The following is a 13,219-nucleotide window of genomic DNA, read 5'->3' as shown; positions in this document are numbered from 1 at the left end:
CCGGTGACAAGGCTCAGAACTCTTCCCAGCCCTCGCTCTGCGGCGCGGTGTTGCGGGCCGCCGCGGCGCCGCCGCGACCGGTCTGGCGCATCTGGACGACGGGCGCCTTGGGGGCAGCCGGGCGCGACCGCGACGGGCGTGCCTGCCGGCCAGTCTCCGCGCGGGTGCGGAAGCGGCCGGTGAGCTGATCCAGCGCATCGGCGTCCTTGGCCAGCGTCTGGCTGGCCGCCGTTGCCTCTTCCACCATGGCGGCGTTCTGCTGGGTCACCTTGTCCATCTGGTCGGCCGCACCCGAGACTTCCCGCAGGCTCGTTGCCTGTTCGCGAGCGCTCGACGCAATGGTCGAGATGACCTCCGCCATGGCGCTGACTTCGGTGACGATCTCTTCCAGCGACTTGCCGGACGCCGTGACCAGCTCGACGCCGGTGCCGACCTGCTCGCGGGACGTGGCGATCAGCGTCTTGATCTCCTTGGCCGCTTCCGCCGAGCGCTGGGCGAGGCCGCGCACTTCCTGGGCGACGACCGCAAAGCCCTTGCCCGCCTCGCCGGCCCGCGCTGCCTCGACGCCGGCATTCAGCGCCAGAAGATTGGTCTGGAAGGCGATCTCGTCGATGACGGAGATGATCGAGTTGATCTTCTCGGAAGACTGCTCGATCTGGCCCATGGCCGCGACCGCCTTGCCGACCACCTCGCCGCCCTTCTGCGCCTTGCCCCGTGCGTCCGAGGCGACGCGCTGTGCCTGACCGGCGCTCTCTGCCGTATCGTTGACCGCCTGGGTCACCACGCTGAGCGCCGCGACCGTCTGTTCGAGGCTGGCGGCCTGCTGCTCGGTGCGATGCGCGAGGTCGTTCGAGGCGGTGGTGATCTCGCCCAGGCCCATGCGAATCGAGCCGACCGCATTGACGACGCCCCCGACGGTTTCCTCCAGCGTGGCGACGGACTGGTTGTAGAGGTCGCAGATCTCCTCGAAGCCCACCATGCGGGCACGGTCGAGGCGGGCGGTGAGGTCGCCCTCAGACAGCGCCCGGAAGGCCGGCGCGATACCGGCGATGAACGCCTGGCGTGCCGTCTCCGCCGCGTCGATCTCGGCGCTGCGCCGCTGTTCCAGGCCCAGCCGCTCGGCTTCCTGGCGTTCGGCGATCATCGCGCGCTTCTGCTCCTCCGAACGGCGGAACGACAGGAGGGCCTTCACCATGTCGCCGATCTCGTCCTTGCGGTCGCCGTCGGGTACGCGGGCGGTCATGTCGCCGGCGGCGAAGTCACGCATGGCGGCGGCGGTGACCGAGATCGGCGTGGCGATCGACCGACCGACGACAAGGACGGTGGCCGCGATGATCAGCGTCAGCAAGGCCGCCAGGGCCAGAACGATCTTGAGGGCCAGGGACGAGGCCGCGGCACTGGCCGCCTCGGCGTCGACGCGCGTCGACGCCACGCCCGACAGGATCGTCTGGAACAGCGGCTCGACCTCGGCGAAGACGGCGCTCAGTTCCTGACGCAGGGCCGCTTCCGCCGCCATCGCCTCGGCATAGCCGGCAAAGTTGCCGGTGTAGATTGCAAGGTCGGCCAGCACCGCATTGCGCGTCTGCACCGAACCGAAGGCGGCCGGGCCGACGCTCGCCAGGTCGCTGGCCTGGGCGTTCAGCCGCTCGACATATTTGAGGTCGCCGCGAAGGATGAAATCCTTCTCGTGCCGGCGCAGCATCAGCATCATCACCTGCAGCGAGGGATTTCCCACCTCGCTCAGTTCGGCTTCGAGGTCGTGGACCGCAGTGCGCAGCGCGCCCCGCAGGCCGGAATTCTCGTCGAGGCCCAGCGAGCGATTGACCGCCGCCGCCTGCTCGAACAGCTCGCCATAGCGGGTGAAACTGCGGCGCATAGCCTCCGCTTCGCCGGCCAGCCGGCTCAGACCGCCCGCCTGCAACCGGTCGGAGAGGTTCTGGAACGCGTCCGCGAGGCGGGCGCGGACGGCGGCGTGCTTGGCGATATCGGCCTCGGTCCGGCGCAGGAAGAAGTCCTTCTCGGCGCGCCGCGCCTGCAGGAAGTCCACCTCGATGCGCTGCGTCACGCGTTCGGCGTCACGCGCGCTGTCGATCACCGCCGCATAGTCGGACCGGATGCTCTGGTCGGTGACGAAGATGGCGGCGAGAGCCAGCATGCCGGCGATACTGACCGCCGCGATCGCGGCGATACGGGTGGAAATCTTCAGGTCCGAGAGCTGCACGGCAGAGCATGTCCTATGGCATCAAAGGCGTTCGGGGAGGGCGAACGCGGCAATCCATGCGTCTAGGCTGCGCTGCTTAACAACGCCTTAACCATCCAGGTTTTCAGCGCTTCGTAAGCGGGCCAAACCATTGCAATTCCTGACGTCCTGCGGCGGCGGCGCGCCATGCCTCGCCGCGGCGCAGGCGGGCGCGGATCAGCCGTGGACCGCAGCGGCGGGCCGCAATCGCCTGACGCTGGTGACCGCAATGCCCCGCTCCTCGAAGCGCGCCATGGTCTCCATCAGAGGCTCGATCGCCGTCAGCATGTGATGCGCGTTGGCGTGCAGAAGCCGGGCGCCGTCGAGCATGATCCCGACATGCCCCTTCCAGAAGACCAGATCGCCGCGCTGCAGCGCCTCGACGCCGGCAACCCGCGTGCCGAGCGCGCGCTCCTGCATGTCGGTGTCGCGCGGCGCCTCGATCCCGGCCATCTGGCAGGCGATCTGGACGAGGCCCGAACAGTCGATGCCCGACACGCTCTTGCCGCCCCACAGATAGGGCACGCCGAGGAAACGCTCGGCGATGGCGACATAGTCGGCGGCGACGCTGGCGACCGGCTCCAGATGCTGGAGGACGACCGCCCCCGCCGGCTCGATCCGGGCATAGGCGGCGTTGTGGTCCTGCCCGGCACCGACCACCGCCAGGGCGGCGCCCATCGGCAGGTCGTGGAGCGGCGGCAGCTTGATGTCGTAGCCGGGAAAGACCAGCGTGCGCGGGACGCAGACCCGGTGCGTCGGGGCGGCGCCGGGCCGGCCGAGCGCCGCGCTCGGCACGTAGCCGACATAGCCGTCATTCCGGAGCTGCACCCAGGCCCAGCCTTCGTCATCCTCGTCGAAGACGGTGACGGCCTCGCCGAACAGTGCCTCGGTATCGAGCGGGGCATTGCCCGCCGGATGCCGCCGGACCGGCGCCAGGGCGGCGATGATCCGGCGCGGGACCCCGTCGACGAAGCGATCGGCCGTGACCTGCCCCTCGAGCCGGCGGTCGGCGAGATCGGGGCGCACGGCGTTGAGGCGGGGATCGGGGGAGCCGGTCATGAACGCGTCTGCCTTGCTGTGCGAAACGAAGAAGATGCAACCGGCCCGCATAAGCCGATCGCCTGAGGTGCCAAGCCGTCAGCGCCGCGGAAAGCGCGCCTTCAGCACCTGGAAGAGGGCACGGGTGGCATGCGCCTCGCCGCCGATGGGGCCGATCGGGCTCGCCTTGGCGCGCCAGCCATAGACGTCGAAATGCGACCAGCTTTCGGCCTTTTCGACGAAGCCCTGCAGGAACAGTGCGGCCGTCACCGCACCGGCGAAGCCGTCGCTGGTGACATTGTTGATGTCGGCGACCCGTGAGGAGAGGTTGGCGGCATAGGGCGCCCAGAGCGGCATCCGCCAGACCGGGTCGGCCACCGCCATACTCGCCGCGGCGAGATCCCCGGCAAAGCCGTCATCGTCGGTGAAGAAGGGCGGCAGGTCGGGCCCGAGCGCCACGCGGGCGGCACCGGTCAGGGTCGCCATGTCGATCAGGAGCTGCGGCGCCTCCTCGTCGGCCAGCGCCAGGGCGTCGGCGAGCACCAGCCGGCCCTCGGCATCGGTGTTGCCGATCTCCACCGTCTTGCCCTTGCGGCTGTGCAGGATGTCGCCGGGACGGAAGGCGTTGGCCGAGATCGCGTTCTCCACCGCCGGGATCAGCACCCGCAGATGCAGATCGAGGCCGCGGGCCATGATCATGTGGGCAAGGCCCAGCACGTTCGCGGCGCCGCCCATGTCCTTCTTCATCAGGAGCATGCCCGAGGCCGGCTTGATGTCGAGGCCGCCGGTGTCGAAGCAGACGCCCTTGCCGACGAGGGTCACCTTCGGCGCGTCCGCCCGGCCCCAGCGCATGTCGATCAGGCGCGGCGCCGAGGCGCTGGCCCGGCCGACGGCGTGGATCATCGGGAAGTTCTCTTCAAGCAGCGCGTCACCCTCGATCGTCGTCACCGCGGCGCCGAACCCATCGGCCATCGCCCGGGCCGCCGCTTCCAGTTCGGCCGGTCCCATGTCGCTGGTCGGGGTGTTGATGAGGTCACGGGTCAGCGACACGCCGGCCGCCAGCGCCTGCGCCTCGGCGGCGTCGACGTCGCCGGGCGGCGCGAAGCGGATGACGGCCGCCGCGTCCTCGTCCTTGCGCCCGGTGCGGTAGCGATCGAAGCGATAGCCGCCGAGAAGCACCGCCAGTGTCGCCAGCGATCCGTCGAGATCGGCGCCATCGGCAAGCTGCCAGTCGCCCGCCGGCAGATGGGTCGCCAGCGCACCGGCCGCGAGTGCCCGCCGCGCTGCCGCGCCCTCCCCCGTTCCGGCGGCCTTGCCGAGGCCGAGAATGGCGCCGGCGGTCGCCCCGTCGGCATCGGGCACCAGCAGCACCTGGCCGGCGCCGGCCTCGAACCGCGTCGCCCGGGCCCAGCGCCGCGCCGCCTCCGGCAGGTCGTCGAGCCCGTCACGGGTCGCCGTCCAGACAGGCAGGGCGGTCGCGGCATTGTCGCTGGCAAGGGTGATCGGCATGGGGCGTGTCCTGGGGTTTGCGTCCTGGGACCGGCATTAACCGGTCATTAGGGTTAACGAAATACTCTCACCGTCGAAGGCCGTCCCGTTTTCGATGCGGCCGACATGCAGGCGGAACAGGAGCAGATCATGGTCGGGCGCGGAACTAGTTCGGGACGCCGTGCAAAACAGGGGCTGCTCCTTGGCGCATGCCTCGCCCTGATGGTGACCCAAGGCTGCGGCTCCGTGTCCAACGAGACCACCGGCTCGATCCAGCGCCCCGCGCAGCAGGGCCGCACGGTGGCCCAGATGAACACCACCGAATTGCAGTCGGCCGTGCGCACTTATGGCGCCGCCTATGACCGTGATCCCAAGAACAAGCCCACCGGCCTCTCCTATGCCGCCGCCCTGCAGATGGCCGGACGCAACGACCAGTCGCTGGCGGTGATGCAGCAGATGGCGATCGCCCATCCGGAAGATCGCGACGTCCTCGCGGCCTACGGCAAGGCGCTGGCCGCGGCCGGCGACCTGCCCAAGGCGCTGGAGACCATTCGCCGCGCCCAGACCCCGGACTATCCCGACTGGCGGCTCTATTCCGCCGAGGGTGCCATTCTCGACCAGATGGGCCAGCAGGTTCCGGCGCGCACGCTCTATCGCAAGGCGCTGGACATGCAGCCGAACGAGCCGACGATCCTGTCCAATCTCGGCATGTCCTACCTTCTCGGCAACGATCTGAAGTCGGCCGAATCCTATCTGCGCTCCGCCGCCTCCCAGCCGGGCAGCGACAGCCGCGTGCGCCAGAACCTGGCGCTGGTCGTCGGCCTGCAGGGCCGCTTCGACGAGGCCGAGAAGATCGCCAGCAGCGAACTACCGCCGGCCGAGGCGGAAGCCAATGTCGCCTTCCTCAAGGCGATGCTCGCCCAGCAGAACACCTGGGCGATGCTGAAGGACAAGGACAAGGCCGAGAACTGATCGGTCCCACCGCTTCACGCTGACGGTTCGAAGACACGAAAAGGGCGCATCCTCGGGGGTGCGCCCTTTTTGCGTTGACCGCTGCTGCGGCCCGCCCCTGGGCCGCCTCGATCAGGGCAGACGGACAGCGGTCGCTCAGCTTCATGTGTTCGGGTGCTGCGCCGACCCTCGCTGTGATGGTTCGGGATCGTCCCCGCGCGTTCATGCAGGGACCAAGCCGCCCCCTAGCGAGGCCGGCTCCACGGCGCGGCCAGACACGGTCCGGCGGGCGGCAGGCGCCGGGCACCCTGCTGGCGGTGCCGCTACTGGACGGCCATGACCTTGATGATCGCCGGGCCGATGATGACGGCGAACAGCACCGGCAGGAAGAACACGATCATCGGCACGGTGAGCTTCGGCGGCAGCGCGGCGGCTTTCTTCTCCGCAAGATTCATCCGCTGGTCGCGGTTTTCCTGCGACAGCGTCCGCAGCGCGGTGCCCAGCGGCGTGCCGTAGCGCTCGGCCTGGACCAGCGCCGTACAGACCGTGCGCACGCCGTCGAGGCCGGTGCGGGTGGCCAGATTGTCATAGGCCACCTTGCGGTCCGGCAGATAGGACAGCTCGGCGCAGACCAGCACCAGTTCCTCAGCCAGCGGGATCGACTGGATGCCGATCTCCTCGGCCACCCGGCGGAAGGCCGCCTCGATCGAATTGCCCGATTCCACGCAGATCAGCAGCAGATCCAGGGCATCCGGCCAGGCCCGGCTGATCGACAACCGGCGCTTGGTGGCGCGGTTCTTCACGAAGAAGATCGGCGCGACGAAGCCGACATAGGCGACGCCGAGGCAGATCGCGATGCGCATCATCGTCGGATGCGTGTCGAGGAGGCCGAGGCCGAAGACGTAGAACAGCGCGAGGGCGAACATCAGGAGCGGCAGCACGGCGCGCGCGAACAGGAACAGGGTCAGCGGCCGCTGGCCGCGATAGCCGGCATTGCGCAGGCTCGTCACGGTCTTGTCGTCGGCCAGCGCCGTGCGCAGGTTGAGCCGTTCGACAACGAGGCTGGCGACGCCCTTGCTGTCCTGCTGGCGCAGGCCCGAGCGACCGCGCTCGTTCTCAGCCGCCATGCGCGCCCGCTCGCGCGCCCGCATCTCGTCGCGCTCCAGCGCCACCGCCTTCATCCGGCTTTTCAGCTGGTTGCCGGCGAGCATCGGCATGGCGATGGCGATGAAGGTGGTGAACACCGCGATCGCCATGACCACGCTGGCGGCGACCGCCGGGGACACTCCGATGAGCGCGAACATTTCCATACTCGTCTGCACCTTCCGCTTCGGCTGCGCGTTCTGAGCGGCGCCGGTCGGCCCTTAGAAATCGAAGCTGATCATCTTCTTCATCACGAAGACGCCGGTCGCCATCCACAGCCCCGAGATCGCCAGGATCAGATGGCCGGTGCCGGAGGTGAACAGGACCGAGATGTAGTCGGGCGTCGTGATGTAGACGAGGCTGGCGACGACCACCGGCAGCGCGCCGATGATGCCGCCGGAGGCCTTGGCCTCCATCGACATCGCCTGCACCTTCGCCCGCATCTTCTTGCGGTCGCGCAGCACGTTCGACAGGTTGCCGAGCGCTTCCGACAGATTGCCGCCGGCCTGCGACTGGATGGCGATGACGATGGCGAAGAAGTTCGCCTCGGGCGTCGGAATGTTGCGATAGAGCTTCTCGACCGCCTCGGAGATCGGCACGCCCATCTGCTGGCTCTCGATGATCTTGCGGAACTCGCTGCGCACCGGCTCCAGCGTCTCGCCGGAGACGATCCTGAGCGTGTCGTTCAGCGGCAGGCCCGATTTCACGCCGCGCACGATCAGATCGATGGCGTTGGGAAATTCCTCGCCGAATTTCTGGAAGCGCTTCTTGCGCGCCCGCGACAGGAGGAAGCGCGGCAGGCCGAGCCCGCCGACGACGACCGCGCCGATCAGGAGCAGCAACGGCGCGCCGAAGATCGCCGCCACGAACAGGCTGACGAAGCCCATGGCGATGCTGAGCAGCACGAACTGCTTGACGCTCATCGTCCAGCCGGCCTGTTCGAGCTGGCGCTGCAGGGTCAGCTTGCCGGTGTGCTTGTCGCGCTCCTTCTGGCGCGATTCCAGCTCCTTCAGCGACGACTGGATCGTCTTGCGGCGCTTGTCCTGCTCCTTCAGCCGGTCGCGGGCGACCTTCAGCGAGCGCCGCTCGGTGTCGTCGCGCGTATATTGCGCACGCCGGTTCTCCACCTTGCGTTCCTTGGCGATCCGCGGCTGCAGGAAGGCGAAGGCGAGCGCGCCGGCGGCGATCGTCGAGAACAGGATAAACAGGATGACGCCGGCCGGGCTCATTACAGCATCCCCGCCGGCTCGTCGGCGCCCGACGCGTCGAGGGCGGCGGCAAGGCGCTGCTCCTCGTTGTAGTAGCGCGCCCGGTCCCAGAAGGCCGGCCGGCCGATGCCGGTGGAGCGGTGGCGGCCGATGATCCGGCCCTGCGCGTCCTCGCCGGTCATGTCGTAGACGAACAGATCCTGCGTGGTGATCACGTCGCCCTCCATGCCCAGCACTTCTGTGATGTGGGTGATCCGGCGCGACCCGTCACGCAGGCGCGCGGCCTGGACGATCACGTCGATGGAGCCGACGATGATCTCCTTGACGGTGCGCGAGGGCAGCGAGAAGCCGCCCATGGCGATCATCGATTCCATGCGGTTCAGGCACTCGCGCGGCGAGTTGGCGTGGATCGTGCCCATCGAGCCGTCATGGCCGGTGTTCATCGCCTGCAGGAGGTCGAAGACCTCCGGTCCGCGCACTTCGCCGACGATGATGCGTTCGGGCCGCATGCGCAGGCAGTTCTTGACCAGGTCGCGCATGGTGATCTCGCCCTCGCCCTCGATGTTGGGCGGTCGGGTTTCCAGGCGCACGACATGGGGCTGCTGGAGCTGCAGCTCGGCCGAATCCTCGCAGGTGATGATCCGCTCGTCGGTGTCTATATAGCGGGTCAGGCAGTTCAGAAGCGTCGTCTTGCCCGAGCCGGTACCGCCGGAGATGACCACGTTGCAGCGGACCCGGCCGATGATCTGCAGGATCTGCGCGCCTTCCGGCGAGATTGCGCCGAACTGGACGAGCTGGTCGAGGGTGAGCTTGTCCTTCTTGAACTTACGAATGGTCAGCGTGGTGCCGTCGATGGACAGCGGCGGCGCGATGACGTTGACGCGGCTGCCGTCGGGCAGGCGCGCGTCGCAGATCGGCGATGTCTCGTCGACGCGCCGGCCGACCTGGCTGACGATGCGCTGGCAGATGTTCAGGAGCTGCTGGTTGTCGCGGAAGCGGACATTGGTCTCCAGCACCTTGCCGGCGACTTCGATGAAGGTCTGGCGGGCGCCGTTGACCATGATGTCGGCGATGTCGTCGCGCGCCAGCAGCGGCTCCAGCGGCCCGTAGCCGAGGACGTCGTTGCAGATGTCGCTGAGCATGTCCTCCTGTTCGGAGATCGACATGGCGAAGCTCTTGATCGCGACGATGTCGTTGACGATGTCGCGGATTTCCTCGCGCGCGCTCTCGGCGTCGAGGCGAGCGAGCTGCGACAGGTCGATCGTATCGATCAGCGCCGCGAAGACCTCGGCCTTGCGGGCGTAATAGCTGTCCGGCCGCACGGCCGCGGAATTGTCGCTCGCGGCGGCGGCCTCCCGCGGCGCCGCTGCCGCCGGCGGCGGCGTGACGGGCGCCCGCGACACGGGCTCGCGCGGCTTGGGCGCCGGGACCGGCGCGGCCGACGGCTTCGGCAGGGTCGAAGTCAGACCCATGCCGGGATTGCTGCGAGGCTCGTTTCCGCGTTTGCCGAACATGCTGCCGCTACTCCCTGGTTGCTTTGCCGCTGTGGCGCAGCCGCTGGAGAAGGCCCTGCTTCTTCGGCTTCTTGGCCGTGCCGCGTCCGGTCAGGACGTGGGCGACGTGCTCGAAGGCCTCCACGGCCGGATGCTTGCCGTCGAGTTCGGCGAGCATCTGCCCGTTATTGGCCGCATTGCCGAAGGCCTGCGGGTCGAAATTGATCTGGGCGATCGGCTCGAGGCCGAGCGGATCGGCGAATTCCTCGGGCGAGATTTCCGGACGCCGCGGGATCGCCAGCTGGTTGAGGATCAGATGCGGCACCGGATCGTTGGGCCGCAGCTTGGCCAGCATGTCGACGAGGTTCTTGGCATTGCGCAGATTGGCCAGATCCGGCGTCGCGGTGATGACGATCTGGTCGGCCGAGGCGAGAACGCTGCGGGTCCAGTCGTTCCACACATGCGGGATGTCGAGCGCCACCACCGGCGCGCCGCGCTGGGCGGTCTCGATCAGCGCCGAGAAGGCTTCGGTCGAGAAGTCGTAGGTGCGGTCGAGCAGCGACGGCGCGGCCAGCAGCGACAGATGCTCGGCGCATTTCGACAGCAGCCGGTCGAGCATGGTGTCGTCCATGCGCTCGGCCGAGAACACCGCCTCGGCGATGCCCTGGGCCGGGTCCTGGTCGAAATTGATGTTGGCGGTGCCGAAGGGCAGATCGAGATCGGCGATCACCACGTCGCTGGAGAACAGCTTGGAGATCGACCAGGCCAGATTGTGGGCGATCGTCGATGAGCCGACGCCGCCCTTGGCGCCGACAAAGGCGATCGAGCGGCCGAGCGGCTCGGAATCGGGCGCGGTGAACAAAGAGCCGATGATCGTCATGATGTCGGCGATCGAGACCGGCGCGACGAGATATTCCGACACGCCGCGATGCATCAGGTCGCGGTAGAGCGCCACGTCGTTGTAGTGACCGATGATGATCACCTTGGAGCCCGGGTCGCAGACCTCCGACAGGGATTCCAGCTCGCCGATCAGTTCAAGCGGCGGCAGCTTGGATTCCAGGATGACGAGGTTGGGCGTCGGCGCGCCGGAGAAATGCTCCACCGCGGCGCGGATGCCGCCGAGATTGACCCGCATGTGGGTCTTAGCCATGCGCCGGTCCGCCCCGGCATTCTCGATCGGCCGGGCGACGGCCTCGCTTTCGCAGAAGGCCTGGATGGAGATGCGGGGGATCGGCCGGACGTTATCCAGACCGGCCGGATCGTCGAAGCTGGTGTCCGGCGCAGCGCGCGAAGCGGTAGACATGGTTTCCGCGGCTCCCATCAGTATTCGATTTCGCTGGAACCGGCCGCCGTCGTCGTCGGCTCGCCGCGCCGGTAATTGTCGAGCACCGTGGTGCGTCGGCCGGCATCGATGGAATCGACGCCGCGCGGCGACAGCAGATCACGCGGATCGGCAATCTGGGCGGCAAGGTTCTGCTGACTGGCGCAGCCGAAATTGAAGTAGTTCTTGTTCTCGGACGTGTCCGTCATGTCGTCGGGCCAGCGCCCGCACGGACCGGTCTTGGCGACCAGCGTCGCATAGGTCAGCCGGATCGGCGTCGGCCCTTCGGCGCCCACCGCCGAATAGGGCTGCACGAAGATCCGGTCGCGCGAGATGTAGCGGCCGCGCAGCGCCTCGACGATCTCGTGCGAGACCCGGTCGGCGGCATACTGGTTGGCCGAGCCGGTCGGCAGCATCACTTGGATGGAATCGGCGCCCGAGGCGCGGAACCGGTCGCCGAAATGCTCGACGCGGCCGCGATTGGCGTAGGACAGGCGGGCGTCGGACATCACGATCGGAATGTCGATGGCTTCCTGGTCCTCCGACACGACGATCGGATGCCGGGTGCGGTAATCGTCGGGGATCGAGCCGACCTCGACATTGTGGACGTTGGCGCAACCGCCGGCGATCAGCATCGCGGCCAGCGGCAACAGGGCGGCCATGGACGTCCGGGGACGGCGGCGGCCGATGATCTGCGAACGGTCTTGCACCTGCGATCTCCCAGAACCGGTCATTTGTAGATGAAGCCGACGACGCCGTGATACCGGCCGGGTGGCAGCTTGGTTTCCATGTGGCCGTAGACGCGATTGACGCGGCCGAGGAAGTTGGCGGCACCGTCGCTGGACAGGGCGAAGCCGTCGTCCGGGCGGGCCAGCGCCTGGCGCGGAACCGGGCGCACCAGATAGGGCGTGACGATGATCACCAGCTCGGTCTCGTAGCGCTGGAAGTCGCGCGAGCGGAACAGCGTGCCCAGCACCGGGATCTTCGACAGGCCGGGGAAGCCCGACATGACCTGGCGGGATTCGTCGCGCACGAGACCGGCGATGACCAGCGAGCCGCCCGACGGCAGCTCGACCGTCGTATCGGCCAGACGCTTGCGGATGCCGATGACGGCAGAACCCGACGCGGTCGAGCCACGGCCAAGATTGAACGGCGATTCGAAGGTTGGTTCGGAGACGCTGGTGCGCACCTTCAGGCTGATCCGGCCGGGCGACAGGACGACCGGCGTGAAGTCCAGGCCGATGCCGTACTCGACCAGCCGGCTGTCCAGCGTGACGACCTCGCCCTCGACCTCGGTGTCGACGATGCGGCCTGCATCGTCGCGGATGTTGGTCCGCTTTTCGGGCGTAATGGTGCGGCCGTCCGGGATGGAGAATTCGCCGCCGACCTTGAAGCTCGCCTTCTCGCCGCTGATCGCCGTCAGGCTGGGCTCGGCGAGGGTCCGCATGACGCCCGCCTGGTTCAGCGCCCGCAGCTGCGACTGCACGGTGTCGCCGCCCGAACTGTTGGTGATGCGGCCGAAGGTGTTGGACAGCGGATTGCCGAGACCGAAGAGATTGTCGGTGGCGGCCGAATAGGCGACGCCGTCGATCGAGCCGCTGGCGATGGAATCGATGCCGAGCTGCTTGACCACCGAGCGCTGGACCTCGGCGACGGTGACCTTCAGCGTCACCTGGTCCTCGCCCTGGATCTGCAGAAGATTGACGATCTGGCTCTGGCGCCGGTCTTCCTGGGCAAAGCCAACATCGCCATCACCGCCGCCGGCGCCGCCCGAGGCGGTGGCCTGCTGGATGTACTGACCCGTGGTGCCCTCGCCGCCGGTCACGAACAGCCGCGCCAGACGCTCGACCTTGGCCGCGTCCTGGGGCGTCTGCACGGTGCCGTTCAGGACGACGTTGTCGTTCAGCATCTCGACCTGGACGACCGAGGACGGAACGTATTTGCGGATCGTCGCCTCGAGGCCGTTGATGTCGCGCTCGATCTTCAGGTCGATAGACGCGATCTGGCGGTTCTGCCGGTCGAAGACGACGATGTTGGTCTGGCCGATCTGCTTGCCGAAGATATAGATGCGGCGCGCGTCACGCGTAACCGCATCGGCCACCGCGGGGTTGGCGACGAGGATGTCGTGGGCGTCGGCCTCGAGCACGATGACCTTGGTCTTGTTCAGACCGAGATTGATGGACTGGGAGCCCTGGCGGACGTTGACGACGGTCTGCTCGGCCTGGGCCGGCAGGGTCGTTGCCAGTGGCGCGAGTGCCGTGGACGCCGCGGCCATGACGACCACCAGTTTGCGAAGCCGGGCGCGTAGCATGTCGGATCCTCTCCAATCGTTCATCGG

The 13,219-nt window shown here is 68.1% G+C and carries 10 protein-coding genes; 1 reads left to right on the top strand and 9 read right to left on the bottom strand.

All coding sequences use genetic code 11. From position 1 onward, the window contains the following. Positions 1–13 precede the first annotated feature (13 nt). From H536_RS0117010 to H536_RS0117000, 3 genes are all read right to left on the bottom strand, one after another. Positions 14–2,221 (bottom strand): methyl-accepting chemotaxis protein, encoded by a 2,208-nt coding sequence (locus H536_RS0117010; protein WP_024351608.1) that lies wholly within the window; start codon positions 2,219–2,221, stop codon positions 14–16. A 195-nt stretch (positions 2,222–2,416) separates the two neighbouring features. Further along, positions 2,417–3,298, bottom strand: a complete 882-nt coding sequence (locus tag H536_RS0117005) for a C40 family peptidase (RefSeq protein WP_024351607.1) — start codon at positions 3,296–3,298, stop codon at positions 2,417–2,419. Between the two features lie 78 nt (positions 3,299–3,376). Next, positions 3,377–4,786, bottom strand: coding sequence for a leucyl aminopeptidase family protein (locus tag H536_RS0117000; RefSeq protein WP_024351606.1), 1,410 nt, complete (start codon positions 4,784–4,786; stop codon positions 3,377–3,379). Between the two features lie 105 nt (positions 4,787–4,891). Here H536_RS0117000 and H536_RS0116995 point away from each other — a divergent pair, with 105 nt between their 5' ends. Continuing rightward, a complete protein-coding gene (locus H536_RS0116995) occupies positions 4,892–5,737 on the top strand; it encodes a tetratricopeptide repeat protein (RefSeq protein WP_024351605.1) in 846 nt (281 codons plus the stop codon). A gap of 302 nt (positions 5,738–6,039) precedes the next feature. Here H536_RS0116995 and H536_RS0116990 read toward each other — a convergent pair whose 3' ends face one another. The 6 genes from H536_RS0116990 to H536_RS0116965 form a co-directional block, all read right to left on the bottom strand. After that, positions 6,040–7,020 carry a type II secretion system F family protein gene (locus H536_RS0116990; protein ID WP_373279286.1) on the bottom strand — a complete coding sequence of 327 codons (981 nt, stop codon included), beginning with the start codon at positions 7,018–7,020 and terminating at the stop codon, positions 6,040–6,042. Positions 7,021–7,080: 60 nt separating this feature from the next. Beyond that, positions 7,081–8,088 carry a type II secretion system F family protein gene (locus H536_RS0116985; RefSeq protein ID WP_024351603.1) on the bottom strand — a complete coding sequence of 336 codons (1,008 nt, stop codon included), beginning with the start codon at positions 8,086–8,088 and terminating at the stop codon, positions 7,081–7,083. Continuing rightward, on the bottom strand, positions 8,088–9,581 hold the full coding sequence (locus H536_RS0116980; protein ID WP_024351602.1) for a TadA family conjugal transfer-associated ATPase: 1,494 nt from the start codon (positions 9,579–9,581) through the stop codon (positions 8,088–8,090). Before H536_RS0116980 ends, H536_RS0116985 begins: the two co-directional genes overlap by 1 nt. 7 nt (positions 9,582–9,588) lie before the next feature. Beyond that, entirely contained in the window at positions 9,589–10,863 is a 1,275-nt protein-coding gene (locus tag H536_RS0116975; RefSeq protein WP_230788717.1) for a CpaE/TadZ family protein, read from the bottom strand. Positions 10,864–10,880: 17 nt separating this feature from the next. Then, positions 10,881–11,543 carry a CpaD family pilus assembly protein gene (locus H536_RS0116970; RefSeq protein ID WP_230788719.1) on the bottom strand — a complete coding sequence of 221 codons (663 nt, stop codon included), beginning with the start codon at positions 11,541–11,543 and terminating at the stop codon, positions 10,881–10,883. 68 nt (positions 11,544–11,611) lie between these two features. Next, complete coding sequence (locus H536_RS0116965) at positions 11,612–13,192, bottom strand: type II and III secretion system protein family protein (protein WP_244495461.1); 1,581 nt, start codon at positions 13,190–13,192, stop codon at positions 11,612–11,614. Positions 13,193–13,219: the final 27 nt, after the last annotated feature.

Source organism: Aurantimonas coralicida DSM 14790, assembly GCF_000421645.1.
Classification (GTDB): domain Bacteria; phylum Pseudomonadota; class Alphaproteobacteria; order Rhizobiales; family Rhizobiaceae; genus Aurantimonas; species Aurantimonas coralicida.
This window is presented reverse-complemented; position numbering and strand designations above follow the sequence as displayed.

Bases quoted from the DNA above. Each gene is read 5' to 3' on its own strand.
- H536_RS0117005 (WP_024351607.1), bottom strand. From the start codon at position 3,298: ATGACCGGCTCCCCCGATCCCCGCCTCAACGCCGTGCGCCCCGATCTC.
- H536_RS0117000 (WP_024351606.1), bottom strand. From the start codon at position 4,786: ATGCCGATCACCCTTGCCAGCGACAATGCCGCGACCGCCCTGCCTGTC.
- H536_RS0116995 (WP_024351605.1), top strand. From the start codon at position 4,892: ATGCAGGCGGAACAGGAGCAGATCATGGTCGGGCGCGGAACTAGTTCG.
- H536_RS0116990 (WP_373279286.1), bottom strand. From the start codon at position 7,020: ATGTTCGCGCTCATCGGAGTGTCCCCGGCGGTCGCCGCCAGCGTGGTC.
- H536_RS0116985 (WP_024351603.1), bottom strand. From the start codon at position 8,088: ATGAGCCCGGCCGGCGTCATCCTGTTTATCCTGTTCTCGACGATCGCC.
- H536_RS0116980 (WP_024351602.1), bottom strand. From the start codon at position 9,581: ATGTTCGGCAAACGCGGAAACGAGCCTCGCAGCAATCCCGGCATGGGT.
- H536_RS0116975 (WP_230788717.1), bottom strand. From the start codon at position 10,863: ATGTCTACCGCTTCGCGCGCTGCGCCGGACACCAGCTTCGACGATCCG.
- H536_RS0116970 (WP_230788719.1), bottom strand. From the start codon at position 11,543: ATGGCCGCCCTGTTGCCGCTGGCCGCGATGCTGATCGCCGGCGGTTGC.
- H536_RS0116965 (WP_244495461.1), bottom strand. From the start codon at position 13,192: ATGCTACGCGCCCGGCTTCGCAAACTGGTGGTCGTCATGGCCGCGGCG.